Genomic DNA, 25,248 nt, shown 5'->3' on the forward strand with positions numbered 1-25,248 from the left:
TCGTACATTTTTTGGACGTTTCGAGCATTCCAGTATCGGTTCCGGGCACGCCATTACGCGCCGCTAGGTCTTCCTGGGAAAAATTGAGTTGAAGGTGCCTTCGCCTGATAATGGCGGCGAAATCAGCGACGGGGGATGGGCCGGCGCTTTGAATTGAACGTTTCCTGATTGTCCAACAAGGAGCGCCGGAGACAGTCATAGATAGATCTACCGCCAACTGTCACAGCTTCAGAGGCCCGGAGTGGATTGGCTCCATTAATATGGTTATTGGCCCGGCCTTGATCCTGAAGCGCGATGATCCTCTCCTTCGTGATTTTGTATTCTTTAACCACATACTTGGCAATGTCACCAGCCTTGCTCGGTGATTCGAGTCTCACCGCCTCGTTTGTACCGTGCTGTTTATAGTCCGGGGCCAAGGCTTTTGTTAGCGCGATTGAGGCGATCTTTGCCATTTCTGAAGGGATGCGCAGCGCCCCGTGAATATGGAGCTTGTGCAGCGTTCTAGCCTGTTTCGGAGCAAACTCGAGGGCAAAAGCGATGTGATTAAGCGGAATTGCTACAGATTCAAGAGCGCGCTTGATTTTATTAGCCAGCCAGTCCGCGGGACCGCGAGGCGCTGCTAACGCTTTCTCGCCGATGCGAGCGTCAAGCCGAATAGTGACGAACTGAGTTCCGGGTTGGCTGAGCAAGTACGAGAGCTTAAAGAAATGCTTCACATCGGCAGGCAGATCATCCCACTCAGGAAGATCAACGACTCGGGACGGATTTAGGATAATTGCCCTCCCCCAATATTTTGATCTCAGCCATGACCTAGCAAGCTGTCGTTGGTATTGACTTAAGGGATAGTAGCTAATAGCTCCAAACCCAATACTCAAAAACCCGGCGATAGCCGCTAGAGTCCAAGCATTCTGCGGGCTGTGGAGCTTCGCGATTCTTTTTCGAGCCGTGCCAAATTTGTAGGATTCCGTGGAACTCGACGAATAGGAGGCTGGGGTACCGCGCTTTTTTTCAAGTGGCGAATGCTCGGTATCGATTGATTTGACCGTGGCGAGCAGACCGATCTCTTCCGGTAGAATTCCTGAATCCAGAGAAAGCTCTGATTTGGCGTATCGTCCATCGCGATAACCTGCCATGGATTCTGGACAACGGTCTTCATTGCGCAAACTCGGAAGTACAGGCACCTCAGTACGTGAACATCGGCAACGTCGAATGATCGACAAGCGCCGTTCCCGTCAGGTGCCTATCGCACCCGAAGGCGTACTGGCCGACTACGTGCCCTTCTATTTCACGCCCTTCTCGGTGATGATGCAGAACATTCACTCGGGCTGGAGTGTTCAGCAACGCAGTAACGATGAGATCGTGATTCTGGTCTCAAGCCTCTATCGCGTTGAAGAGCTCGGCCTACCATTTGTGTTCACAAACGCACATGCCTACCCGAGTTGGACAAACTACTACAGCGATCTGGCGAATCTCGACCAGATCGATTGGTCTATCCTTCAACGGCGCGACTTCAAGCGCGATCCTGACGACCCTCGCAAGATGGAGCGTTATCAGGCTGAGGCGCTGATCCACCATCACTTACCGATTACGGGACTACTGGGCATCATGTGCCACACCGATGCAATGAAAGTACGCATAGAAGCAGACGTCGCCGCCAGAGGCCTGACGTTGCCGGTTCATGCGCGCCCCACATGGTATTTCCAATGATCAGATTTACCCAAGGCAACCTGCTGGAAGCCAAAACCGAAGCCCTCGTCAACACGGTGAATACCGTTGGCGTGATGGGTAAGGGCATCGCGCTGATGTTCAAAGAGCGCTTTGCGCAGAATTACCGCGTGTATGCAGCGGCATGTAAGGCCGGGGAAGTAGAAACCGGCAAGATGCATGTGACGGCCACCAACGAACTCGATGGCCCCCGCTGGATCGTGAATTTCCCGACCAAGCGCCATTGGCGTTCTCCGTCGCAAATGGCGTGGATAACCGAAGGTTTGCATGACCTGCGACGGTTCCTGCTTGAAAACGATGTGAAATCCGTTGCTGTTCCTCCGCTGGGCGCTGGTAACGGTGGTTTGAAGTGGCCTGAAGTGCGCGAGCAGATTGTAGAAGTGCTGGGTGACCTGGATGTCGATGTATTAGTGTTCGAACCCTCCAATCAGTATCTGAATGTCGCTAAGCGCGATGGCGTCGAGCAACTCACTCCGGCGCGAGCACTGATTGCTGAATTGGTCCGGCGTTATTGGGTTCTGGGCATGGAATGCAGCCTGCTCGAAATTCAGAAACTGGCTTGGTTTCTTGAACGTGCAATCGAGAAAATCCCAGGTACGGAGAATCCGCTAAACCTCAAATTTGTCGCTCATAAATTCGGCCCGTATGCCAATCGATTGGAGCATCTGCTCAACAATCTGGATGGCAGCTATCTACATTGCGACAAGCGCATCAGTGATGCAGGAATCACCGATGTCATTTGGTTTGATCAAGATCGCAAAGCCTTTTTGCAAACCTACCTCAAGACTGAAGCCAAGGAATACTCCCAAGCTTTAGAGCGAACGGCTGAATTGATCGACGGTTTTGAGTCACCTTTCGGCATGGAGTTGCTGGCGACCGTTGATTGGTTGCTGATTCGGGAAAGGATTGCTCCAACCGTTCCTGCGGTACGTAAAGCACTGATGAACTGGGACGGTGGGTCCGGAGCTGCGGTGCGTAAAAACAAATTATTCGATGATCAGGCACTAGGAATTGCGATCACGCGTCTGACATCCACCAGCTTCAGCCCGGAAATGGCGGCCTGACATCGTTATGAAATGGGGCAAGAAATACTTGCCCCATTACCATGCCCTGACTGAAACGGGCATCGCAATAAGCCATTAGCACATCCGCCCTAATTGCCCCGCGCCCAACCTCACCACTAAATTTCCATTCTGTTTTTGTGCATTACAAAAGCGCCAAGGAATGGAGCAACACCATGTCGTCGTTTTTCAAACTCAATCAATCCGTTGTTCTGCTGACCGCACTCATGACCGCTACCTCTTCAGCCTTGGCAGAGGAGCAGAAGCTCGTTGGTGACTGGTGGATCATTTACGGCAACGGCGTTCCCCACAAGAACATCATGTATGTGGCCGACAGCACTTCAGTCGTGCCGTCGAAACACACCAAGGGGGCCAAGTTGGTCGCCGTGACGCTGGTGTATGAGGAACCCGGCAAACCGATGATCGATGCCTACAACCTCGAAGTTCAGTGTTCGACGAACAAGGTCCGAATGCTCAATGGCCAGTCGGTTGATCGCATCGCCTACATGATGCGCAACCTGAAAGTTAATGACCAATGGCAGCAGCCGAAAGAGTTCTGGGTGCAGCGCACCAGCGAGTTCGTTTGCTCACCTGCCAAAAAGGACATGATCGCGCTGGGCAAGATGGAGTACTTGCAGATGATTCAGGGCCTGCAACAGATGTTTTTCAAACTGGCGCCGATTCAGGAGAAAGGCCAGATGATGGATAACCTCGACTCGATCCTGGGCAACAAGTAAGCGGCGGGAATAACGATGAACCTATGGACTAAAACGTTATTGGCGCTGCTGATAACGCCCGCCGTTTTGCTGATCAATGGCTGCCACTTGATTGCGCAGTCGCGCTGGGAAGGACGCGATGTTCAGGAAGCGCTCGATCTGTTTGGCAAACCCGACTCGATGAAAAAACAGACCGGGGCCAACGGCGAGAATCTGGCTGTGCTCACCTGGTACAAATCGTCCAGTTGGACCACCACGGAAGCGGCCGGTACTTCAATGAATCACACCGGTAACGGCATGGTTTACACCGAGTACTACGAGACGGTCGGTCACAGTTCCGATTGCAAACTCGAAGCCACCGTCAACAAGGCGAAAAAGATCGTGCTGTTCAGGATCGAGGACGGAAAGATCATTCACGGCAAGTGCATCAACGTGCCGTTCGTGCCTGGTTACATTCCGCCCGGTTTCTAGTGCAACCCTGAGCAGGCTGCTGCTCAGGGATAGCTGAACGATTTCACCAACGTCAGTTCACCCACCGCCCGCATCGGCACCACAAACGTCTCCATCTTCTCGCTCGGCGTGCCTTCCTCGGTAATCACCGTCACCTGCGCCGTGGTCAGCGGCTGCACCGCCTCCTCCCCGCCTTCATCATCCCCCCGATAACCTCCGCCGAAGTAGTTCACATACACCAGATACTGGCCCTTGATCGGTGCCGGCATGGCGAAGATTTCCGGGCCGTAGCCGGTGGTGACGTCGACGTCGAGTGCGGCGCCATTGGGTGCGACGCGGTCGCCGTACCAGATGTGCGCGCCGTCGGGGGTGATCAGGTGCAGATCGAGGTCGGTGCCGTCGCTGTCCCAGGAGAGCAGCACGCGCAGTTTGGCCGGGGTGGCGCCGCCGCTGGCGTTGAGGAATTGGGTGCGGTGGCGTTGCTGGCCGTCGGGGCTGCGCACTTCGACGCTGTTGCTGCCGTTGGGGAAGGAGAACGGGCGGTCGAAGCGGCCACTGTCGTCGATTTTCAGCGGCATGCTGACACCGTTGACGATCAGCCGGCCCGGTTCCTTGTTCTTGGGGGTGGCTTTGATTTCGCCGCTGATGCGCGCGGTGTTGGCCTGGCCGACCGGGGTGTTGACCGAGGAGGCCGGGTAGTTGACGGTCTGGCGGAAGTTCTCGCCTTCGCCCTCGGGCGCGCCGGTGCGCCAGCCGCCGACCGGGGTATCGAGTTTGACGCTGTCAGCGGCCATTGCCATCGGCCATGCATTGAACGCGCAGAGCAACAGCAAGACCTGTGGATAACGGAGTGTCATGGTCTATTCCAGCAAGAGGTGACGGGCGAGCCCTTCGATGTAGGTTTCATACTGACCATTGGGATGTGCTTCAAAGGCCAGGTGCAGGTATTCGTGAGTCAGGTCGAGGCGATCCTGCAGCGTGAGCACGCCGCGCACGTAAATGCGCTGGCGTTCGCGATCGACAAACGGGCGGCCGAACGCCAGTTTGCACACGGCGAACGTACTGACTTCGTTGTAGCCGGTTTCGCTTTCCAGTGTCGGACGCCAGCCGCGACGCTGCTTTTGCAGCCAGTCTTGGGCGGCGGGCAGTGCTTCACAGGAGGCCACCGGGTTGTCCCAACGGCTGAGGCTCGCGCGCGGATAGGCGTGCAGCAGAATCGCGTCGTAGCGCTGGCCGGCATTGGCCTGCTCGACGGCCTGTTGCCAGGCGAGTTTGTCCGGGCCGGGCTGGTCGGAGTGATAGGTGACGGTGCTGCCGGCCAGCACCAGATCCGCGGTCCATGCGGCGATGTTGCGCGACTCGGCGGAGGCCGGACGCGGAGCGACGCGCTGACGGTTGCTGCTGTCGTCGATGCTCAGGCAATCGCCGTTGCGCGTGGCGTTTTGCAACAGATAGGTGCGGATCGCCACGGCCAGCGCTTTGGCAGCTTCGGCGGGTTCAGGTTTGGCTTCGCGCTCAAGGACGCGGGCGACGTATTCTTCGCGATCAAGTCTGGCGACCAGTTTGTCGTCGAGCAGAAACAGCTCACCGGCGCTGTGGATATCCAGCGCGTTGCCGTTGGCGAATTCGACGCGGTAATCGCCCTGCAATGGGCCCGAAGTCACCACCCGATCACCGGCCAGAACCCGGGAAACGGGATAACGCGAAAACAGACCGACCTCAACGCAACGCCCTGCTTCCGCCGGCCACGAAGAAGGCAGCACCGTCGCCAACGCCTGCCCGTAATGACGCAAAACCATCTGACTGGTGCCACGCCCACCGGCCCAGATCGGCGAACCATCCGCCGTCCAACCGGCGAAACCGCCTTGGCGCGATTGCGGATCCTGATCGCCGAGCCAGCTCCAGGTTTTCACCCGCAGGCGACCACCGAGTTCGCCGACGACATTGCCGTCCGCCGCATTCAGCACGACGTCGAGCAACACGCGGCGCATCTGCTCCTGCGCTGGCAGCACCGACAACACCTTCAGCAAATCAGTCACGGAAACCCGGGTAGCCGGTTGCACGCCTGGCAAATCCAGCAACCACGACGGCGCCTGCCGCGCCTGCCAATAGGTGCGCCAATCGGCAGCAGCAATGCCCAATCTCGCCGGCTCAAAGTACAACCCGCAGGATTTGACCAACGCCTGATCACGCTCGATCTTGCCGCCCGCCGAGCAGCAATAAACCTCCTCCTGCGATTGCCCGTGACATTCATACGCAGGCTCACGCGCACCGGTATCGGCCAGCCACGCATAGACGAACAATTTCCACAGACTGCCCAGCGGCGTATCCAGCGTCGACGGCAACGGCTCGCGAGCGATCAGCTGTGTGTGATTCAACGACAGCAACTCGCCCTTGTACGCCAGCCGCAGCGGCTCATCCTGCGCCGTCGCCAGCGCAGGCATCACACACATCAGCAGCCACAGCAGCGGCCGGTTCATGTCAGTTGACCGTGACCTGACCGAGGGCGGCTTTCGCTTCCTGGGCCTGATGCTGCGGCGCATAGACCTGAGTGAAACGCACCGGCGGCAGGTTGAACTGACCCTTCTGCGAGAAGCGCACCAGATGGCGCAGACGCAATTCGCCACTCAGCGCATCCACCGGCACCGCATAAGCCAATTGCCCCGGTTCGAAGCGTGCCTTTTCCAGCGCGGTCGGCTCGGTGCCGTCCTTGCCCTGCAACTTGATGCCCCATGTGGTGCGCTCGACATCGGCGCCCGGTGGCAGCGGCACCTCGAGCATGCCGTAGCGCAGCGGTTTCGGCGCCTTGCTGGTGAGGATCACTTCGTCCAGATACAGGCTGTCGCTGGACAGCGGTTTGCTGCCGACCGGCTCCAGCTTGAAGGTGAACGCTTCGTCGCCCGGCACCAGTCGCGACAGGCGCCGGGTGATGGTCACGGCCATTGGATCGACCGCCGGTTGCTGGGTCTGGAAGCTCAGTGCCGCCCGCAGCGGTCGCTCCTGAGTACCGGACACCGACAACACGCTCGGCACCGGCGTCGCACCCTGCCAGGTCCAGAACATCTCACCGGTTGCGCCGTAGTTTTTCTTCCAGCCTTCGCCCGGCAGCAGCGCGATGGTCGGCGAGGCCTGAGCGATGCTGCGTTGCAACCAGCTCAGCGCCAGGGCGCGTTCGAGGGTCGATTGCTGTGGCAACAGACGTTGCAACAGCGCCGTCGCCCGCGCCTGATCAAACGGTTGCAAAGACAGGTTCAGCGCTTCGACAAACGGCTGCGAACTGACCGCCAGACGCTGTTGCGCGGCGCCGACCTGACGATTGAATGCGTCGGGCAACGCGACTTTCGACTGGGTCGCCAGCGACGCGGTCAACACCCGCGCCGCCGCCAGACCGAGCGCCGAATCCGGGTCGCTCATCACCAGGCTGTCTTCACCATCGTCCATCAGGTTTTCGGCATTACCCTCACCGGCCTTGGCCAGATCGTCCATCAAACCGCTGAGCAGGGTATTCACCGGCAGGTGCATCTGCTTGGCGAACGACAGAATCAGTGCCCGCTGCAGCAGCGGCGTGTTCGGCGCTTGCTTGGCGTAGACCTCCAGCACGCGCTGCCAGTGCTCCGGTGGCAAGGTCAGTTCCAGCACCTGACTGGCGTTCCAGTCGGCGTAGTAGGCGTAAGCGGTAAGGAACGCGTCCGGCTCACCGTCGAAGCCCCACCAGGTGAAGCTCGCCGACTGTCCGGCCATCTGCACCAGACGCAGGCGGCTGTTCTGCATGATCAGGCGCAGGCGATCGCGGATCTGCGGGTTCGACGCCAGCGACGGATAGGCGATGCTCAGCGGCAGCAAACGGCTGGCCGTCTGCTCGACGCCGCCGTACGGGTAGCTCAGCAGATCATCGAGGGCGGAACGGAACAGTGCTTGCGGGCTGTCATCCAGACGCAGACGAATGTCCGTGGCGTCCGCCGGAAGGCTCAACGGGGTGTCGCCGCTGGCCACGTCGAGGCTCTGGGTTTGTGTGACTTGCCAGCCGTCACCGGTCGCGCTCAGGCGCACGGCGAGGGCGTCCGCGGTTTTGCCATCCTGCACCAGCTCGGCGGTCCACTCACCCGAGGCCAGGGCGAACGCTGGCAGCGGCACGTAGTTGATGCCGTTGTTCAGGGTTACCGGCAGGTGTTGTTCGGCGCCAGCGTAATGGGTGACCAGCTCAGCCTTGACCGGTTTTTCGGCCTGGCTGAAGGCAAACACACCGAGTTGCGGCTGATCGCCCTTGCGGAATTTGCTCGGCCCGCTCCACTTCAGGTACAGCGGTTTTTCCGAACGGACGAACTGCTTCTTCTGCCCGACCTGGCCGTCGTCGGCGATAGCCCGGGCGGTGATGCGCCAGCGGGTCAGCGAGTCCGGCATCTTGAAGGTGAAACGGGTTTTGCCGTCGGCACCGGTGAGCAATTCTGGCTGCCACGCAGCGGTATCGACATCTTCACGACGCGGGCGCTCCAGCACTTTCACCCCACGCTCGCTGCGGTTGGCCTTGCCCGGCGCGCCGGGGCTGCCCGGCAACGCCACGTCGTAACTGATGAACGACAGGCTGGCGCTGGTGCGCACATTATTGCGACGCGGGTGGTAGAAGAACTGGTCAATGGTCGGCGCGACTTCCGGTTGCAGCGCGTAGACCATTTCATCGACAACACTCACCGTCAGATGCGCCGGAACTGCTTTACCGGCGAACTGCGTAGTCAGGTCGACGGTCACCGTGTCGCCCGGCAGATACACCTGTTTGTCGGTGCTGATCGCCACGTCGATTTGCGGGGCAATCACTTTGATCCCGGCGTTCTGGAAGCTGTACTGATCACCCTTGGTGTACAGCACGGAGAAGGTCAGGTTTGGCGCAAAATTGTCCTTCACCGGAATGCGCGCACGGTATTGGGTGTCGCTGAGTTTTTCCAGTTTCAGCCAGTCGCCGCCCTTGGCCAGAAGCGCGGTGGCTTCGACCTTGTCGCGCTCCAGCGACAGCAGTGCATCGCTGACCGGCTCAGGGAAGGTGATCAGTGCCAGCGCTTCATCGCCGGCCTTGTACTCGGGCTTGTCGAGGACGATCTCCACGGTGCCCGGCACCGCTTTGACACCGTCGCCGGTGACCGAATGGCCGGTGGCGCCGAGGACGCGACCGTGTTGATCTTTCAGCGTCAGGTTGTAAGTACCCGGACGTTCAAAGGCCAGACTAAAGCCTTTGTCAGTCGCCGCGAGTTTGCCTTCGCCAGTGCTCTGGTCTTCCAGACGCACCCAGCTGTAGCTGCTTGGGGTCACGGCTTTGCTCTGCTCGCTGCCGCCCTCGTTGGCGTAGCTGAACGCGACTTTGTCGTTGACTGCGCTGAAACGTTGCGGCGCGCTCAGGCGGAAGCTCGCCGCGCCACGGTCGATGAGGATTTCCTTGGTGGTCTTGACCCGATACGCCGCGCCGTCGCTGGCGAACACGGTGAGCATGTAACGGCTCGGTTTGTCGGCGGCCGGCAGGTCGAGGGTCGCGTTGCCCTTGCTGTCAGTGGTCAGTTCGGTGCTGGTCAACTCCACCGGGAATTGCCCGAGGTATTGCAGCTCGTTGTCGACCATCGACAGTTGCTGGGCACGCAGGCTCAGGCTCAGTTTGGCGTTGGCCACCGGTTTGCCGTCCGGGTACAGCAGCACCAGACTGCCCTTCACCGGCTCGCCGGTACGGTAATCCTGCTTGGCCAGATTCAGCGAAATCTCGAAGTGCGGCTTGATGTACTCGGCCACACGGAAGGCGCTGCTGTAGGCCTGATCCTTGTAGTTGAAACGGATCTCGTAACCACCGGCCACGGCGTTGTCCGGCAACTGGAAACGCCCCTGAGTGCCAGCCTTGGAATCGAGTTTCAGGTCGAGGCGTTGCAGCTCGGTGCCGGTGGCATCAAGCACACTGACGTTGACGTCAGCAGCGCCCGGCAGCACCGAATCCCGCGCATTCTTGAACTCGCGACCGACGATTTTCAGCGACACCCAATCCCCCGGGCGATACAGCGGTCGATCAGTAAACGCGTAGAGTTTGGTGTCGTAGATTTCACTGTCGTAATAGAAGTTTTCCGAGACGAACACCCCGCCCTCTTCGTCCTCGCCAATGACGAACGAGCGCTCGGGGCTGACGTGTTTCAGGCGCAGCAAACCATCGGCATCAGTCGCACCGCTGCTCATCACGCCGAGGCCGTCGGTCCACAGCAAATTGACCTTCGGCACCGAGCTGCCTTCGTGTTTGCGTGCGGCCCAGACCAGCAATTCATCGCCGGCAATCTTGCTCACTGCCACGGTGTTGGAAACGAAGACCATGGTGGTCGCGCGGTACTTGCCGATCAGCGCTTCGACCAGATACAGGCCCGGTTTCAGGTTGCCCAACGGGATGTACACGTTACCCGGCGCAACGCTGACGAACTCGCTGGAAGACCCGGCCAGGTTGACCCCGGCCGGCGGCTGGATCGGCTTGGCCTGCCACAGCGGATAACGGAACTGACTGACCACCGGCAGACCCGGAATCAGCGCGAATTGCGGCTGCGCGTCGTACGGCGTCGGCGCGGCGATGGCGTTGCCCATCTTCAGCTCCGGCACTTCCTCGGTGACCTGCTTGCGCGACTCGTAGGAGAACGCGCGCTGCATCACCCGCCGCGATTTGCGGTACCAGTTGTCCCACAGGTACGCGAGGGTGTTGGACAGGCCTTCGCCCTTGAACTGACCGTCGCTGACCACGCGGTGCAGGTTCTTCTGGCGCTTGAGGAAATCCAGCGGCTTGTCGATGCGGTACATGCGAATGTCGGCGCCGCCGTAAGGCTCCATGCGGAAACGACGATAGTCCCGGCCCGGCGCTTCGAGTCGGACCATTGCCTGCTCGTCGGCGGCGAAACTGCTGTCGGCCAGCAGGAAGAAGCTTTCACCAGAGACCGGCGTGTAGCCGCTCGGCTCCACCGAATCTTCAGCATTGACGGTCGCCAATGGCAGCAACAGCGCCAGCAGCAGAGGAATTCGAGCGCAGAGTCGCAGCATGCGGGCACCGGTCATTGGGAGAGAAAGTTCAGTCGATAGACGCCGATGAAGTTGGGGTTGGCTGCGTCGGGTATCCATCGGGTGTCCTTCCATGTCATGAGTTGCTGCAGGCTTGCCGAACGCATGCCGTTGTCAGTGGGGGTGGTGGTGCCGGTGTGATAGGCGATGTAGCGGCCCATCCAGATCATCAGGTGCTGGTCGTCGCCCTGATCAAAAAACATCAGGTCGCCGGGGCGTGCCTGGGACACGTCGCGGCTGACCAGATGGCTGTTGAACTGAATCAGTTTGATCGCGTTGACGTACGGCCCGACCTTGCCGCCGCCCTGCTGCCATTGCTGGGCGAGCTTGCGCTGCTCATCGCTGAGCGTCAGCTCCGGCGGCAGGTAGCGATTGGACAGGCCATTGCTGCGCAGCCACTTGTCGTCGTGGACTTTCAGCGCTTCGTTGGCGGCGAAACGCACAAGGCCTGCGCAGTCCTGCTGATACCAGCGCGGGCTCGGGCCCTGGCTCAGTTGTTCCTGAGCGATGCGCACGAACCAGGCGCGAAACACTTGGGACTGCGCCGGATCGAGTGCCGGTGCTTCGACGGCTCGGGCGCCCGCGCTGAGCAGCAGCGCGAGCAGGCCGAGGCTGCGGATCAGTGTCGTCACAGCGCTTTCCATTCCAGCGGCAGCCATTGCCAGTGGCCGTCAGGCTCGCTGCCTTCGGGCAAGGTCAGCGCGTATTTGCCGTAGCCGCCGAGGGTGCGCAGTTTCGGGATCAGGTAGGTTTGCGCGGCGTTGTAGAACACTGGCTCCATGTCCTGCGGCAGGCTGTCGAGGGTTTCCTGCTGCATCAGTTGCGCCATCGAATCCGGGCCGAAGTAGATCGGCATCAGCACATCTTTCGGCAGCACGTCGGCCATCGGCGGGAAGCGTTTGTCGAGGGTACCGAGGGCTTTGTCCACCAGTTTGTCGTCGAGGGAAAACAGCAGCGTCGAACCGTGACGCGCGAGGCTGACTTTCATGTAAGCGCGGCCGCTGATCGCGTCCGGATTCTCGGCAGTCTTGGCGGCGTACGGGCCGAAGTTCGAGCTGACCTGACGCTGCCAGACATGGCTCTGGCCTTCCTGTTTCTCGACCACCGGGAATGCGTGTTCATCGACATTCGTCTCGTAGGCGCCCACCATCGAACCGAACAACGTGCCCAGGTCGCCATCGAGCTTGCCGCTGTCTTCGTCCTTCAGGCTGGCGACCAGCAACGGCGTGTACAACCGCGAATCGGCGTACCAGCACAGGCCCGCCGCGCCGGCCACGTGTTCGGTGAGTTTCTGCGCCACCGCCTCGTCGGCGCCGAGTTTCACCAGCAGCGGTTTCTGCGGCTCGGCCGCCACCGGCAGAGTCACACAGGCACTGGCGCCCAGCGGCATGGCTTGCCACACCGGTTTGAAATCGAAGTCCGGCTGATTATCCAGTTCATCCATGGCCAGGTAGCTGTGCCAGCCCTTGTCGTCCATGTCGAAACGCAGCCCGGCGAAGTTCGGGATGAAGCGCTGATAGCCCATCGCAAGGACGCTGGAATTGACCGACAGGCGCTGTTTGATCTCCGGTGCCTTGGCCGGCAGACCGAAGGCCTCGGGGAACAGTTTGTCGCCGTTGAGCAGCGCTGCCAGCGCTTGCGGCGAGACGTGCCCCGACTCTTCCGATTCGCCACTGGCCGGGTCGTAATACTTGTTCGGGTTGGACAGCACCACCAGTTTGTCGCCGCGCGACGCGAACAACAGCGATTTGCTGGCGTTGTAGCTGAGTTGGTACAGCGGCACTTCGTCGCTGCCGACCTTGAGGCTGCCGAAGACACTAAACTGCGAATCGTCCAGCGCCACTTTCGCCAGCGGTTCGAGCAGTTTCGCCAGCCCGCCGCGGTCCATCACCAGCAGAAAATCCTTGAGCCGGCCATCCGCACCGCGCCACAACGCCACATCTGCCGGTTGATCGAAAAGCTGTTCGATCAGGCTGTCCTGCAGCTTCAGGTCGTGTTCGTAGATGATCCGCCGCAGGCTGCCGATCAGCCCCAGGCGATCGGCGTGGGTTTCGTAATAGAAGACGAAATCCTCGGTGAGCGTGGCCTTGAGGAACGGCACCGTTAGCAGGTCCTTGGGCAACTGGCTCAAGGAGCGGGTTTCCAGCAACGCATCCGGACGGCTCAGGCCGAGCTTGTCACTGGCCAGCGCCGCCGCCGGCACCTTGGGTTTGTGCAGCAGCCAGCCGAGACCACCGGCCACCCCGGCCACCAGGACCAGCCCGATCAGCAGCGCCGGCCAGCGCCGGGAAGGTTGGCCGGCAGGTGTCGGGACGGCCGGAGAAGCAGCGTTATCACTCATGTTCACAAAACCCGAAGTTCATCCGTGGTGCGGGATGCTTAATAGTTGAAAGTCTTGACCAGCAGCAGATCACCGATCGCCCGCAGGGGCACGATGAACGTTTCACGTCTTTCGTCGACCGTGTTTTCGTTGAGCACCAGCGTGATTTGCGAGGTGATGACCTCGTTCTGATTGCTGGCCTCCTCGAAGTTATAGCCGCCGTCGCCGAAGTTGCCCCAATAGTTGACGTAAACCAGATAGGTGCCATGCAGCGGCGCGGTCATGGTGAACATTTCCGGGCCGGGGCCATCGACACCATCCGGGTCGAGGCCGCCACCGTTGGTCAACGCCGTATGGGCGAAAAACGCGTGCTGGCCGTCCGGGGTGATGATGTGCAGGTCGAGCTCGGCCTTGGGATCGTCCCAGCCGAGCACCACACGGATCTTCGCCGGGGTGCGCAGGTTGTTCGCTTCATAGAACTGCACGCGCTTGAGCGACTGGCCCTCGGCACTGCGCACTTCGACACTGTTGGAACCCGCGCCGAACGCATACGGGCGGGCGAATCGCCCGTCATCGTCGGTGTACAGATTCAATGGATTGCCGTTGACCGCCAGCGTGTGCGGCCCGCGCTGATTGCCAATGGCCTTGAGCTGGCCCTGGATCATCGTGCGATTGCGCTGGATGCCGCGATCGATCGGCGGCGTGGGATAGGCGACTTGCGGGTTTTCACTGCGATCAAGCAGACCGTTGTAACGCCAGCCACCGGATGGCTCTGACAGCTCGGCAGTCGGCGCCGCCCACAGCGCAGGCGCGCAGGCCAAACCGATCAGCAGCCAAAGAAATGAACGCATGTAATGCCTCCTGCCATGCCTGAACGAAACCTTGCACCCGATCCTCGGTACTTCACAGCGGTGGAAACTGCGTTTCGTCTGAAAGACCCCGTGACTGTGGGGTCGTAGAAGGCGCGAAGATTAGCGATTCGGCAGTTTTTTAACAATCGGATACATGTGGATTTGCGGTGGGAATCACGCAGGTTTGTTGGGCGTGAGCCGAATAGCGCAGTTATTCGGCTCACAAAATGAGCCGAATAATGTCTTCACTTCAGAATTCAACGCAGATCTGTGGTGAGGGGATTTATCCCCGATCGGCTGCGCAGCAGTCGCAAACCGGTGAATGCGGTTTTCCTGAAAGACCCGGTTGCTTATTGGGGCTGCTTCGCAGCCCATCGGGGCGGTGCGACGTTTCGCTGAATCCCCTCGCCACAGTGAAGTGGGGTCATCCGGGGCACCTCATTTGCCCATAAACCCCCTATCTGCTAGTGTCGCGCCGGTTTAACGTCAACCGGAAATCGCCGCCATGGCCCGCAAAAAAGCTGTACTGGATTTCGAACAGTCCCTCGCCGACCTGCAAACACTGGTCGAGCGTCTGGAGAACGGTGAATTGTCGCTGGAAGACTCGCTGACCGCTTTCGAGCAGGGCATCGGTCTGACCCGTGACTGCCAGGCAGCGCTGGCCCAGGCCGAGCAGAAGGTACAAGTGCTGCTGGAGCGCGATGGCGAATTCACCGAGGAACCCTTCGACGCGGAACAGCCAGAATGATTGCAGCGTATTCGGCGACCAGCCAGGCGCGGGTCAATGCGGCACTGGAAATCCTCTTCAAGGCACCGCTGCCGGAGCTGTCGCGCCTGTATGAGGCAATGCACTACAGCGTGATGATCGGCGGTAAACGCGTGCGCCCGCTGCTGGCCTACGCCGCGTGCGAAGCGCTGGGTGGCAAGGCTGAACAAGCCAACGGCGCGGCCTGCGCGGTTGAGCTGATCCACGCTTATTCGCTGGTGCACGACGATTTGCCGGCGATGGACGACGACGATCTGCGTCGCGGCCAGCCCACCACCCACAAGAAATTCGACGAAGCCTGCGCGATTCTCGCCGGTGACGGCTTGCAGAGCCTGGCGTTCAGCGCCCTGCTCGACCCGCGCCTGAGCGATCTGGGCGCTGACATCCGTCTGCAACAGGTCACGGCGCTGGCGCACGCGGCCGGTCCGGCAGGCATGGTCGGCGGTCAGGCCATCGACCTCGGCTCGGTCGGCCTGAAGCTGGATCAGCAAGCGCTGGAGCGGATGCACCGACACAAGACCGGCGCGCTGATCGAAGTCAGCGTCAAGCTTGGCGCCCTGGCCAGCAGCCGTGCCGAAAAAGACCAACTCAAGGCTTTGCAGACTTATGCACAGGCCATCGGTCTGGCCTTTCAGGTGCAGGACGACATTCTTGACGTCGAAAGCGATACCGAAACCCTCGGTAAACGCCAGGGCGCCGACATCGCTCGCGACAAACCGACCTACCCGGCCCTGCTGGGGCTGGACGCGGCCAAGGTCTACGCCCTGGAACTGCGCGATCAGGCGCTGCACGCGCTGCGACCGTTTGACGCGGCAGCCGAGCCTTTGCGCGACCTGGCCCGGTATATCGTCGAGCGGCGCAACTGATCGCCAACCTGCCAAAAAAGACCAACGCGTGGGCAGGGGGCGATGCATCAGGTAAACTGCCGCATCTTTTATACCTATAACGATTCGCCTGATGCCCACGACGTTTCATGAGATTCCCCGCAAGCGCCCGACCACGCCCCTGCTCGACCGCGCGAACACGCCGGACGGCCTGCGCCGGTTAGGCGAAGCCGAGCTGGAAACCCTGGCCGATGAGTTGCGCCTGGAATTGCTCTACACGGTCGGCCAGACCGGTGGGCATTTCGGTGCCGGCCTGGGCGTCATCGAGCTGACCATCGCGTTGCATTACGTCTTCGACACCCCGGATGACCGGTTGGTGTGGGACGTCGGTCATCAGGCGTATCCGCACAAGATCCTCACCGGTCGTCGCCAGCGCATGGAAACCCTGCGCCAGAAGGACGGCATCGCCGCCTTCCCGCGTCGCGCCGAGAGCGAGTACGACACCTTTGGCGTCGGCCACTCCAGCACCTCGATCAGCGCAGCGCTGGGCATGGCGATTGCCGCCCGCCTGCAAAACAGCGATCGCAAGGCGATTGCGGTGATTGGAGACGGCGCGCTGACCGCCGGCATGGCTTTCGAGGCGCTGAACCACGCGCCGGAAGTCAACGCCAACATGCTGGTGATCCTCAACGACAACGACATGTCGATCTCGCGCAACGTCGGTGGCCTGTCCAATTATCTGGCGAAGATTCTTTCCAGCCGCACCTACGCGAGCATGCGCGAGGGCAGCAAGAAAGTCCTGTCGCGCCTGCCCGGCGCTTGGGAAATCGCCCGTCGCACCGAAGAATACGCCAAAGGCATGCTGGTTCCCGGCACCCTGTTCGAAGAGCTGGGCTGGAACTACATCGGCCCGATCGATGGCCACGACCTGCCGACCCTGATCGCCACCCTGCGCAACATGCGCGATCTGAAAGGCCCGCAGTTCCTGCACATCGTCACCAAGAAAGGCAAAGGCTTCGCCCCGGCGGAAGTCGACCCGATCGGTTACCACGCGATCACCAAGCTCGAGCCGGTCGACGCCCCGGCCGCTGCGCCGAAAAAGGCCGGCGGGCCGAAGTATTCGGCGGTGTTCGGCGAATGGCTGTGCGACATGGCCGCAGCTGACCCGCGCTTGGTGGGGATCACCCCGGCGATGAAGGAAGGCTCGGACCTGGTGGCGTTCAGCGAACGTTTCCCGCTGCGCTACTTCGACGTGGCGATTGCCGAACAGCACGCCGTGACGTTCGCCGCCGGCATGGCCTGCGAAGGCGCCAAACCGGTGGTGGCGATCTACTCGACGTTCCTGCAACGCGGTTACGACCAGTTGGTACATGACGTCGCGGTGCAGAACCTCGACGTGCTGTTCGCCATCGACCGCGCCGGCCTGGTGGGTGAAGACGGCCCGACTCACGCCGGCAGCTTCGATCTGTCTTACCTGCGCTGCATTCCGGGCATGGTCATCATGACCCCGAGCGATGAAAACGAACTGCGCAAGATGCTCACCACCGGCCACCTGTACAGCGGACCGGCGGCAGTGCGTTATCCGCGCGGCACCGGCCCGAATGCGACCATCGACAAGGATCTGGAGCCGATCGAAATCGGCAAAGGCATCATCCGTCGTCAGGGCAGCAAAGTCGCCCTGCTGGTGTTCGGCGTACAACTGACCGAAGCCCTGAAAGTCGCCGAGAAGCTGGACGCGACCGTAGTCGACATGCGTTTCGTCAAGCCGCTGGATGAAGCGTTGGTACGCGAGATTGCCGGCAGCCACGAGTTGCTGGTGACCATCGAGGAGAACGCGATCATGGGCGGCGCCGGTGGCGCGGTCAGCGAATTCCTGGCGCGGGAGAACATCCTCAAGTCGATGCTGCACCTGGGCTTGCCGGACATCTACGTCGAGCACGCCAAACCGGCGCAGATGCTGGCCGAGTGCGGGCTGGATGAAGCGGGAATCGAAGCGTCGATTCGCGAGCGTCTGGAACTGCTCAACCGCTAACACCGGCCCGTGCAGGAGCTGCCGAAGGCTGCGATCTTTTGATCCTCGCCTCGGCGGCTTCAGCCTTTCTCAAAAGCAAAATCAAAAGATCGCAGCCTTCGGCAGCTCCTACAGGGTTTTGCATAAACCATGGATTGCCATGAACCTCTCGCGCCTCGCCCTGCCCCTCCTCCTGCTGCCAGCCGCCAGCGCCCTCGCCGACACCTTCGAACGCGACGAAGCGTTAAAGCTGCCCGACACGCTGATCAGCGCCAACCGCCAGGTCGAAGCGCGCAACGACAGCAGCGCCGCCAACACCGTATTCACCCGCGAAGACATAGACCGCCTGCAACCGGGCAGCGTCACCGACCTGCTGCAACGGGTGCCGGGCGTGCAGGTGGCGCAGGCTGGCGGACGCGGCAGTCTGCCGGGGATCTACATTCGCGGCACGCAATCGGCGCAGAGTCTGGTGCTGGTCGACGGTCAGCGCATCGGCAGCTCGACCTCTGGCGACAGCAACCTGCAGCACCTGAACATCGACCAGATCGAGCGCGTGGAAGTGTTGCGCGGTTCGCGCTCGGTGATTTACGGCAGCGATGCGATTGGCGGGGTGATTCAGATTTTCACCCGGCGCGGCACCGAGCAAGGCCTGCAGCCGCGCTTGCACGTCGGCTTCGGCAGCAACCAGACCTGGGAACGCAGCCTCGGCCTGTCCGGTGGCGACGAGAAGACCCGCTTCAATCTTGGCGCCAGCCTCGATGACACCGCTGGCCTCGACCGCACTCACGCGTCGTACCCGAGCGACAGCGATCACGATGCCTACCGCAATAAATCCATCAGCCTGAGCCTCAGCCATGCGCTGACCGACGACATCGAAGTCGGCGCCAACCTGCTGGATAACCGTGGCAAGAGCGAGTTCGATAACCCGTTCGGCCGCTTTGATACGACCACTTTCGAATCGGTGCAACAGCAGCCTTACAGCGACTTCAACGTCAGCAATATCAGCAGCTACATCGATGCGCGGGTCAACGAAATCTGGAAGACCCGCGTCGAATTCGGCCACAGCGAGAATCGCGAGAAAACCTTCGACAAGCTCAGCGACGAGCGCACGGTGTTCAATACCTATCGCGACTCGGTGAACTGGCAGAACGACCTGACCCTGGATGCGCGCAACAGCCTGATCCTCGGCGGTGACTGGTACGAAGATCGGGTCAACAGCAGCACCGCATTCAACGAGGACAGCCGCTGGAACCGCGCCGCGTTCATCCAGCATCGTTATCAGGCCGACAGCTTCTCCACCGAACTGGGCCTGCGTCACGACGACAACCAGCAGTTCGGCAGCCAGAACACCTGGAGCGGCACCTTTACCCTGCCGCTGAACCCGGACAACGACCTGCTGCTGAGCTACAGCGAAGGCTTCCGCGCGCCGACCTTCAACGACCTGTACTACCCGGATTTCAGCAACCCGAATCTGAAACCGGAAACCTCGAAAAGCTACGAACTGCAATGGCGCAGTCAGTTGAGCGATAGCAGTCGGCTGGAAGCGTCGATTTACCGCACGGACCTGCAAGACGCGATCATCTTCGGTAGCAACTCACGCCCGGAGAACGTGGCTTCGGCACGGATCAATGGCTTTGAAGCGGCGCTGAAGCAGGAACTGTTCGGTTGGCAGAGCAATCTCGGCGTGGCGATTATCGACCCGCGTGATCGCGATACCGGGCACACCCTGGCGCGTCGCGCGCGGCGCACAGCCAGTTGGGATCTGGATCGCCAGTTCGACCGGTTGGGCGTGGGCGCGAGCTGGCAGTTGGTCAGCGGCAGTTACGACGATCTGGACAACACCCAGCCGTTGGGTGGCTACGGCACGCTTGGACTGCGCAGCAGCTGGGCACTGAATCGCGAGATCAAACTGGATCTGAAGGTCGATAACCTGCTGGACAAGGGTTACAGCCGCGCGTTGTACAGCTATGACGGCAGCCAGTTTGGCTATCGCGAGGAAGGTCGGGTTTGGGTAGTTGGCATCACCTGGACTCCGGGACTTAACTGAACTCCCTGTAGGAGCTGCCGAAGGCTGCGATCTTTTGATCTTGCTTGTGGCTGACTAGGAGTCGCCGAAGATCAAGATCAAAAGATCGCAGCCTTCGGCAGCTCCTGCAGGGGTCAGCGGTGTGGCTGGATGAGTTGGCAGAGTTTGGCGGTTGCTTCGATCATCTGGCCGCTCGGGCGCTCCAGGCCTTTGTCGCTGACCAGCAGCAACTGATCATGTGCCACCGCACTCACCTGCGGCCAGGCCTTCCACGCATCCAGCTGGGTCTGATCACTGGCCAGAATCACCTCGGGATTGCGCTGTAACACAGCCTCGATACTCACCTGCGGCGCCGGCAAACTCAGGTCGGCAAACACATTGCGCGCGCCACAGACTTCGAGCGCATCGCTGATGATTTGTCCGCCACCGACGGTGTACAGCGGCTTGTCCCAGACTTGATAGAACACTGTCAGCGGCGTGGCCCGGCGATAGCGCTGACGCAGTCCGTCGAGTTTCTGGCGCAGGTCCGCCGCCAGTTTCGTCCCACGCTCAGGCCGGCCGAGTTGTGCGGCAATAGCTTCAATCTGTGCAGAAAGTTGTTCGAGATTGTGCGGTTCGGCGACGTAGGTCGGAATGTTCAGGTGTTTGAGCTGATCGCGTTGTGCCGGGCCGACACTGCCGGGCCACAACAGCAGCAAATCGGGCTTCAAACTGAGCAGGCGCTCCATGTCCAGTTGACCATAGCGCCCCACTGACGGGACATCCTTGAGCGCAGCCGGACGCTCACCGGCATCCAGCACGCCAACCAGCAGATCGGCCGAGCCCAGCTCAACAATGATTTCAGACAGAGAAGGCGCGAGACTGACCACTCGCAGACTCGCCAGCACCGGGCCGGCGCAGGCCAGCAGCAGAACCGCCAGCCACAGGCGGCGCATCAGCCGAGTTGACGCGGGATGCGGTAGAGATAGAACAGCACGGCCGTGGACAGCGCCAGCAGCATCAGCGGTACGGCTTCGAGGCCGACGAACACCGCCAGCGCGCCGATCCATGCCGGCAATGATGCGGCGAGGAACGCAATCCGACGATGGGCCGCGAGCGCGATCCAGGCCGCCGGTTCGGCAGGCGTATCGAGGGCTTTCTGGGTGGCGATCAGGGCGTGTTTGTAGCCACCGAAAAACTTCAGGCTGACAAACATCGACGCAACACCGGCGATGAACAATGGCATCGTCAGGACCGGAAGAATTCCCTCGCCCTGACCGAACAGCAGGTTCAGAACGAACAACGGCAGCAGCGCCAACGCCAGGTATTTCCACCAGTCGACCGCCAGACGGCGGCGCACCTGACCGCGAGTCACGCGCGGTCGACCTCGCCCTGATGCTCATTACCCATCATGTGGTCGAGTTTGCTGGCCTTGGTCGCGAGGTACAGTTTGTTGTGTGGGTTGTGGCCGGTGTGCAGCGGCACGCGCTCGGCGACGACTATGCCCATGTCTGTCAGGGCTTTTACCTTGCGCGGGTTGTTGGTCATCAGACGCAGGGATTTCACGCCCAGATGCTCGAGCATCGGCAGGCACATGGCGTAGTCGCGCTGATCGGCGGCAAAGCCCAGACGCTCGTTGGCTTCAACGGTGTCGGCGCCGCCGTCCTGCAACTCGTAGGCGCGGATCTTGTTCAGCAGACCGATGCCGCGACCTTCCTGACGCAGGTACAGCAGCACGCCACGGCCTTCACGGGCGATGGCCTTGAGCGCCGCTTCGAGTTGCGAGCCGCAGTCGCAGCGCTGGCTGAACAGCGCATCACCGGTCAGGCACTCGGAGTGCAACCGGCCGAGAACCGGGGCACCGTCGGCGAAATCACCCAGGCTCAGCACCACGTGCTCGCGGCCGGTAGCCTCATCGAGAAAACCGTGCATGGTGAATTGCGCAAAAGGCGTTGGCAGCTTGGAAGCGGCGACAAAAACGACAGGCACCGGTGTGCTCCTGATCTAAAAATTCTGAAAATTCGCAGGCCGGCATTGTAACAGCAGGTTCCGGCAGACGCTTAGGCTGAATTATCGGGCATAACAATCAAAAAGTTTGATAGCTCCTCGGACATCAGGGATTTCTGTAGGAGCTGTCGAGTGAAACGAGGCTGCGATCTGTTGATCCGTTTTTTTCAAGATCAAGATCAAAAGATCGCAGCGTGCCGCAGCTCCTGCAGAAATCCGCATCAGTTCGTCTCGAACGGATACGGCTGCTTCCACTGCTCGAAAATCGGTTTCAGCTCGCCACTCTTTACCAACTGCTCCATGCGCCTGTCGAACAGCGCCATCAGCGTGCGCGCTTGTGGCGTATCGGCGAAGCACAGGTACAGCGGCAATTCGGCGATATGGGTCTTGCGAAACTGCGTCGGATCCTTGGCCCGGCCGAGCACGTAATCGATTTCGGTCTGCGCATCGATGTAATAGTCGGCGCGATTGTGGGTGAGCATCGACAGGATCCCGGTACGTCGCACAACCTCGTTGAAGTTGTGCACGCCGGGCAGATAATTCTGATAGTCGTAACCGCGCACCCAGGCCAGCCGATATTGGCCGAGGGTTTCCGGGGTCGGTGCCGGATTACTCGCCAGGCCCAAGGCGTAGATGTGGTCGGTGTCGAAATTCCAGCGCGGATAGAGCAGGTCGCTGAATTCTTCATGATAAGAACCCACACAAGCATCGACCTCGCCACGCTGGGTCAGTCCAACTGAACGAGTGTACGGTTCGCTGCGAATGTCGAGTTTCACCCCGGCCGGCTCGAACACCTTGCGCAGCACGTCCCAGCCCAGGCCGTGGCCGTCGGCGGCGGTGTAGTCTTCCCAGTCTTCGCTGGCCAGATGGATGACCGCAGGTGTCGGCGCAGCTTCCTGCGCACTGGCGACAGTGCCCAGCAAGGTAAAAAACACAAGCGCCAACCAGCGTCGAGCCATCCCTAGTTTCCTCACTTAACCCTGACGATCCGGATCAGGCGAAAATCCACACCAGTCCCTGCATTGCCAGCCAGGCGAATACGCCGGCCAGCACGTCGTCGAGCATGATGCCGACGCCGCCGTGGACATGCCGGTCGATCCAGCGGATCGGCCATGGCTTGAGAATGTCGAAAAAGCGGAACACCAGGAACCCCGCGAGCAACCAATACCAGCCCTCCGGCACCAGCCACAGGGTGATCCACATCCCGACCATTTCGTCCCAGACGATGCCTTCGTGGTCGTGTACCCGCAGATCGTCGGCAACCTTGCCGCACAGCCAGAAGCCGAACAGCATGGTGATCCCGAGCATCAGCCAGTAACCCCAGTCGGGCAGCATCTGCCACAACGGGATAAAGGGTAGCGCAACTAACGAACCCCACGTGCCCGGCGCTTTAGGCAAGGTGCCGGAGCCGAAGCCGAACGCGAGGAAATGCCAGGGATTGCGCCAGACCGACGGCGGAACGAATTCGGCCGGAACCTGTTTCGGGTGATCTGTCACGGTGTCTCCTGAAAATGTTGATAACCCCGGATTTGCGGGGTGATGTCGTGTCCTTCGCGATCCAGCAGCACCACACCCTGGCCCTGCGCCACACGCCCGATCACATGGATCGGCCAACCATCGGCCAGCAGCGCCGGCAACTCGACGGACGGTAGCGTGAAGGCCAGCACATAGTCATCGCCGCCGCTCAACGCCGCCCGTTCGGCGCCACGCTGGCCGAGAAACGCCACTAAAGCATCGGACAACGGTACGCGCTCGCGTTCAACCTCAAGCCGCACCTGCGAAGCCAGAGCGATATGGCCGCAATCGGCAAGCAGGCCATCGGAGATATCCAGGGCCGAGGTGGCCTTGCCGCGCAAGGCCTGACCAAGCCCGAGTTGCGGTTGCGGCGCCCAGTAATGACTGAGCAGCGGCTCGGCAATATCAGTGTCGGCTTCACGCTGGCCAAGCACCAGCGGCAAGGCACCGGCGGCATTGCCCAGTTCGCCGCCAACACAAAGCAGGTCGCCCGGTTGTGCGCCGCTGCGGGTCAAGGCCTGCCCGGCCGGAACGCGACCGAACACGGTGACGGTCAGGCTTAACGGCCCACGGGTGGTGTCGCCGCCAACCAGCGCGACGCCGCAGCTCTGCGCCATGCGGTTCAAACCGCGGGCATAGGCTTGCAGCCAATCGGCGGTCACCGTCGGCACAGTCAGGGCAAGGGTAAAGGCAACGGGCGTGGCGCCCATGGCGGCCAGATCGCTGACCGCGACGGCCAGCGAGCGCTGACCGAGCAGAAACGGATCGCAGGGATCGGCGAAATGCACGCCGGCCACCAGCGTATCGGTGGAGATCGCCAGTTGTTCCCCGGGGGGAACCGCCAGCAAGGCGCAGTCGTCGCCGATCCCCAGAGCAACGCCCTCGCCGCCCTGCGCACAGGGCGCGGCGGCGAAGAAATTGCGGATCAGCTCAAACTCGCCCATGAGGTCTCAAGCGCGTATCAGCGCTTGAACGCCTTCACTTCAGCTTCACGCAGGCGCGGAGCCAGCTTGTCGAGTACGCCGTTGACGAACTTGTGGCCGTCGGTCGAACCGAAGACTTTCGCCAGCTCGATACCTTCGTTGATCACCACGCGGTATGGCACGTCGACGCGCTTGAGCAGTTCCCAGGTGGACAGGCGCAGAACCGCCAGTTCAACCGGGTCCAGCTCTTCGATTTCGATGTCCAGGCACGGCTTGAGCGCGGTGTCGATTTCAGTCTTGAACTGCGGAACCCCGTGCAGGATCTCGCGGAAGTAAGCGCCATCGACATCGGTGAAATCGTTATCAACGCGGAACTGCGCTTCGATCTCGTTCAGCGAAGCCTTGGCCATGTGCCACTGATACAGGGCCTGGGTCGCGAGCTGACGGGCTTCACGACGCTTGACGCTTTTCGATGGCTTGCCGGCATCCGCAGGTTTCGGATCGCGCGGGTTGAAACGATCGCTATCGTCGCTAATCACTTGGCCTCCAACTGCGCCAGCAGGCTGACCATTTCCAGAGCGGACAGGGCAGCTTCAGCACCTTTGTTGCCGGCCTTGGTGCCGGAACGTTCGATGGCTTGCTCGATGGAATCAACGGTCAGGACGCCGAACGCGACCGGTACGCCGAATTCCATGGACACCTGGGCCAGACCCTTGGTGCACTCGCCTGCCACGTATTCGAAGTGCGGAGTGCCGCCACGAATGACCGCGCCGAGGGCGATGATGGCTGCGAACTCGCCTTTCTGGGCGACTTTCTGCGCAACCAGCGGGATTTCGAAGGCGCCAGGCGCGCGGATGATGGTGATGTCGCTTTCGCTCACGCCGTGGCGAACCAGGGCATCAACTGCACCGCTGACCAGGCTTTCAACCACGAAGCTGTTGAAACGGCCCACTACCAGAGCGTAGCGGCCTTTAGGGGCGATGAAGGTACCTTCGATGGTCTTCAGGGTCATTCG

At 60.9% G+C, this 25,248-nt stretch carries 22 protein-coding genes, 1 tRNA gene and 1 pseudogene; 9 read left to right on the forward strand and 15 right to left on the reverse strand.

From position 1 onward, the window contains the following. Nucleotides 1-122: 122 nt before the first annotated feature. Nucleotides 123-1,133, reverse strand: coding sequence for a hypothetical protein (locus JN524_RS21375; RefSeq protein ID WP_202370611.1), 1,011 nt, complete (start codon nt 1,131-1,133; stop codon nt 123-125). A gap of 5 nt (nt 1,134-1,138) precedes the next feature. Here JN524_RS21375 and darT point away from each other — a divergent pair. The 4 genes and pseudogenes from darT (at nt 1,139) to JN524_RS21395 (ending at nt 3,973) form a co-directional block, all read left to right on the forward strand. Beyond that, nucleotides 1,139-1,707: pseudogene (gene darT / locus JN524_RS21380) on the forward strand (type II toxin-antitoxin system toxin DNA ADP-ribosyl transferase DarT). Continuing rightward, nucleotides 1,704-2,789: a type II toxin-antitoxin system antitoxin DNA ADP-ribosyl glycohydrolase DarG gene (gene darG, locus JN524_RS21385; RefSeq protein ID WP_202370612.1), complete on the forward strand. Its 1,086-nt coding sequence runs from the start codon at nt 1,704-1,706 to the stop codon at nt 2,787-2,789. The pseudogene darT and the gene darG overlap by 4 nt, the downstream one beginning before the upstream one ends. 173 nt (nt 2,790-2,962) lie before the next feature. Next, nucleotides 2,963-3,523, forward strand: a complete 561-nt coding sequence (locus JN524_RS21390; RefSeq protein WP_202370613.1) for a hypothetical protein — start codon at nt 2,963-2,965, stop codon at nt 3,521-3,523. A gap of 15 nt (nt 3,524-3,538) precedes the next feature. Beyond that, nucleotides 3,539-3,973, forward strand: a complete 435-nt coding sequence (locus JN524_RS21395; protein ID WP_202370614.1) for a hypothetical protein — start codon at nt 3,539-3,541, stop codon at nt 3,971-3,973. Between the two features lie 23 nt (nt 3,974-3,996). On the opposite strand, the gene JN524_RS21400 is transcribed toward JN524_RS21395, so the two are convergent. The 5 genes from JN524_RS21400 to JN524_RS21420 are packed head-to-tail and all read right to left on the reverse strand — an operon-like array spanning nt 3,997 to nt 12,794. Continuing rightward, nucleotides 3,997-4,809 (reverse strand): YfaP family protein, encoded by an 813-nt coding sequence (locus JN524_RS21400; RefSeq protein WP_041064922.1) that lies wholly within the window; start codon nt 4,807-4,809, stop codon nt 3,997-3,999. Between the two features lie 3 nt (nt 4,810-4,812). Next, entirely contained in the window at nt 4,813-6,432 is a 1,620-nt protein-coding gene (locus JN524_RS21405; RefSeq protein WP_202370615.1) for a DUF2300 domain-containing protein, read from the reverse strand. Between the two features lies 1 nt (nt 6,433). Next, nucleotides 6,434-11,008, reverse strand: coding sequence for an alpha-2-macroglobulin family protein (locus tag JN524_RS21410; protein WP_202370616.1), 4,575 nt, complete (start codon nt 11,006-11,008; stop codon nt 6,434-6,436). Next, nucleotides 11,005-11,655 carry a DUF1175 domain-containing protein gene (locus JN524_RS21415; protein WP_003228618.1) on the reverse strand — a complete coding sequence of 217 codons (651 nt, stop codon included), beginning with the start codon at nt 11,653-11,655 and terminating at the stop codon, nt 11,005-11,007. The genes JN524_RS21410 and JN524_RS21415 overlap by 4 nt, the downstream gene beginning before the upstream one ends. Next, on the reverse strand, nt 11,640-12,794 hold the full coding sequence (locus JN524_RS21420; RefSeq protein ID WP_202370617.1) for a DUF2138 family protein: 1,155 nt from the start codon (nt 12,792-12,794) through the stop codon (nt 11,640-11,642). Before JN524_RS21420 ends, JN524_RS21415 begins: the two co-directional genes overlap by 16 nt. On the opposite strand from JN524_RS21420, the gene JN524_RS21425 reads away from it, so the two are divergent. Continuing rightward, nucleotides 12,765-12,853 (forward strand) — tRNA-OTHER (locus JN524_RS21425). The genes JN524_RS21420 and JN524_RS21425 overlap by 30 nt on opposite strands. Before the next feature lie 537 nt (nt 12,854-13,390). On the opposite strand, the gene JN524_RS21430 is transcribed toward JN524_RS21425, so the two are convergent. Continuing rightward, the gene (locus JN524_RS21430; protein ID WP_202370618.1) at nt 13,391-14,182 is read right to left on the reverse strand and encodes a YfaP family protein; all 792 of its coding nucleotides are present in this window, start codon (nt 14,180-14,182) and stop codon (nt 13,391-13,393) included. A gap of 505 nt (nt 14,183-14,687) precedes the next feature. Between JN524_RS21430 and JN524_RS21435 the strand changes: the two genes are divergently transcribed. From JN524_RS21435 to JN524_RS21450, 4 genes are all read left to right on the forward strand, one after another. Next, entirely contained in the window at nt 14,688-14,930 is a 243-nt protein-coding gene (locus JN524_RS21435) for an exodeoxyribonuclease VII small subunit (RefSeq protein WP_202370619.1), read from the forward strand. Then, complete coding sequence (gene ispA, locus JN524_RS21440) at nt 14,927-15,814, forward strand: (2E,6E)-farnesyl diphosphate synthase (protein ID WP_202370620.1); 888 nt, start codon at nt 14,927-14,929, stop codon at nt 15,812-15,814. Before JN524_RS21435 ends, ispA begins: the two co-directional genes overlap by 4 nt. A gap of 91 nt (nt 15,815-15,905) precedes the next feature. Beyond that, a complete protein-coding gene (gene dxs / locus JN524_RS21445) occupies nt 15,906-17,804 on the forward strand; it encodes a 1-deoxy-D-xylulose-5-phosphate synthase (protein WP_202370621.1) in 1,899 nt (632 codons plus the stop codon). 139 nt (nt 17,805-17,943) lie between these two features. Continuing rightward, the gene (locus tag JN524_RS21450) at nt 17,944-19,830 is read left to right on the forward strand and encodes a TonB-dependent receptor domain-containing protein (RefSeq protein WP_202370622.1); all 1,887 of its coding nucleotides are present in this window, start codon (nt 17,944-17,946) and stop codon (nt 19,828-19,830) included. 113 nt (nt 19,831-19,943) lie between these two features. On the opposite strand, the gene JN524_RS21455 is transcribed toward JN524_RS21450, so the two are convergent. The 8 genes from JN524_RS21455 to ribH all read right to left on the reverse strand — a co-directional run bounded on the left by JN524_RS21455 (nt 19,944) and on the right by ribH (nt 25,245). After that, on the reverse strand, nt 19,944-20,744 hold the full coding sequence (locus tag JN524_RS21455; RefSeq protein WP_086793076.1) for a cobalamin-binding protein: 801 nt from the start codon (nt 20,742-20,744) through the stop codon (nt 19,944-19,946). Then, nucleotides 20,744-21,163 carry an MFS transporter gene (locus tag JN524_RS21460; RefSeq protein WP_086793077.1) on the reverse strand — a complete coding sequence of 140 codons (420 nt, stop codon included), beginning with the start codon at nt 21,161-21,163 and terminating at the stop codon, nt 20,744-20,746. The genes JN524_RS21455 and JN524_RS21460 overlap by 1 nt, the downstream gene beginning before the upstream one ends. Continuing rightward, complete coding sequence (gene ribA, locus JN524_RS21465) at nt 21,160-21,777, reverse strand: GTP cyclohydrolase II (protein WP_027612931.1); 618 nt, start codon at nt 21,775-21,777, stop codon at nt 21,160-21,162. The genes JN524_RS21460 and ribA overlap by 4 nt, the downstream gene beginning before the upstream one ends. 239 nt (nt 21,778-22,016) lie before the next feature. Then, nucleotides 22,017-22,754: a substrate-binding periplasmic protein gene (locus tag JN524_RS21470; protein ID WP_202370623.1), complete on the reverse strand. Its 738-nt coding sequence runs from the start codon at nt 22,752-22,754 to the stop codon at nt 22,017-22,019. 34 nt (nt 22,755-22,788) lie between these two features. Further along, on the reverse strand, nt 22,789-23,292 hold the full coding sequence (locus JN524_RS21475; protein ID WP_007910933.1) for a phosphatidylglycerophosphatase A family protein: 504 nt from the start codon (nt 23,290-23,292) through the stop codon (nt 22,789-22,791). Beyond that, nucleotides 23,289-24,254: a thiamine-phosphate kinase gene (gene thiL / locus JN524_RS21480; protein WP_202370624.1), complete on the reverse strand. Its 966-nt coding sequence runs from the start codon at nt 24,252-24,254 to the stop codon at nt 23,289-23,291. Before thiL ends, JN524_RS21475 begins: the two co-directional genes overlap by 4 nt. Nucleotides 24,255-24,271: 17 nt before the next feature. Next, complete coding sequence (gene nusB / locus JN524_RS21485) at nt 24,272-24,772, reverse strand: transcription antitermination factor NusB (RefSeq protein ID WP_123588845.1); 501 nt, start codon at nt 24,770-24,772, stop codon at nt 24,272-24,274. Then, nucleotides 24,769-25,245: a 6,7-dimethyl-8-ribityllumazine synthase gene (gene ribH / locus JN524_RS21490; RefSeq protein WP_003228649.1), complete on the reverse strand. Its 477-nt coding sequence runs from the start codon at nt 25,243-25,245 to the stop codon at nt 24,769-24,771. The genes nusB and ribH overlap by 4 nt, the downstream gene beginning before the upstream one ends. Between the last annotated feature and the right edge of the window lie 3 nt (nt 25,246-25,248).

It is taken from the genome of Pseudomonas sp. MWU318, assembly GCF_016756945.1.
Lineage (GTDB): Bacteria > Pseudomonadota > Gammaproteobacteria > Pseudomonadales > Pseudomonadaceae > Aquipseudomonas > Aquipseudomonas putida_A.

Coding starts and splice junctions, on each gene's coding strand:
- JN524_RS21375 (WP_202370611.1), bottom strand. CDS start 1,133: ATGGCAGGTTATCGCGATGGACGATACGCCAAATCAGAGCTTTCTCTG.
- darG (WP_202370612.1), top strand. CDS start 1,704: ATGATCAGATTTACCCAAGGCAACCTGCTGGAAGCCAAAACCGAAGCC.
- JN524_RS21390 (WP_202370613.1), top strand. CDS start 2,963: ATGTCGTCGTTTTTCAAACTCAATCAATCCGTTGTTCTGCTGACCGCA.
- JN524_RS21395 (WP_202370614.1), top strand. CDS start 3,539: ATGAACCTATGGACTAAAACGTTATTGGCGCTGCTGATAACGCCCGCC.
- JN524_RS21400 (WP_041064922.1), bottom strand. CDS start 4,809: ATGACACTCCGTTATCCACAGGTCTTGCTGTTGCTCTGCGCGTTCAAT.
- JN524_RS21405 (WP_202370615.1), bottom strand. CDS start 6,432: ATGAACCGGCCGCTGCTGTGGCTGCTGATGTGTGTGATGCCTGCGCTG.
- JN524_RS21410 (WP_202370616.1), bottom strand. CDS start 11,008: ATGACCGGTGCCCGCATGCTGCGACTCTGCGCTCGAATTCCTCTGCTG.
- JN524_RS21415 (WP_003228618.1), bottom strand. CDS start 11,655: ATGGAAAGCGCTGTGACGACACTGATCCGCAGCCTCGGCCTGCTCGCG.
- JN524_RS21430 (WP_202370618.1), bottom strand. CDS start 14,182: ATGCGTTCATTTCTTTGGCTGCTGATCGGTTTGGCCTGCGCGCCTGCG.
- JN524_RS21435 (WP_202370619.1), top strand. CDS start 14,688: ATGGCCCGCAAAAAAGCTGTACTGGATTTCGAACAGTCCCTCGCCGAC.
- ispA (WP_202370620.1), top strand. CDS start 14,927: ATGATTGCAGCGTATTCGGCGACCAGCCAGGCGCGGGTCAATGCGGCA.
- dxs (WP_202370621.1), top strand. CDS start 15,906: ATGCCCACGACGTTTCATGAGATTCCCCGCAAGCGCCCGACCACGCCC.
- JN524_RS21450 (WP_202370622.1), top strand. CDS start 17,944: ATGAACCTCTCGCGCCTCGCCCTGCCCCTCCTCCTGCTGCCAGCCGCC.
- JN524_RS21455 (WP_086793076.1), bottom strand. CDS start 20,744: ATGCGCCGCCTGTGGCTGGCGGTTCTGCTGCTGGCCTGCGCCGGCCCG.
- JN524_RS21470 (WP_202370623.1), bottom strand. CDS start 22,754: ATGGCTCGACGCTGGTTGGCGCTTGTGTTTTTTACCTTGCTGGGCACT.
- thiL (WP_202370624.1), bottom strand. CDS start 24,254: ATGGGCGAGTTTGAGCTGATCCGCAATTTCTTCGCCGCCGCGCCCTGT.
- ribH (WP_003228649.1), bottom strand. CDS start 25,245: ATGACCCTGAAGACCATCGAAGGTACCTTCATCGCCCCTAAAGGCCGC.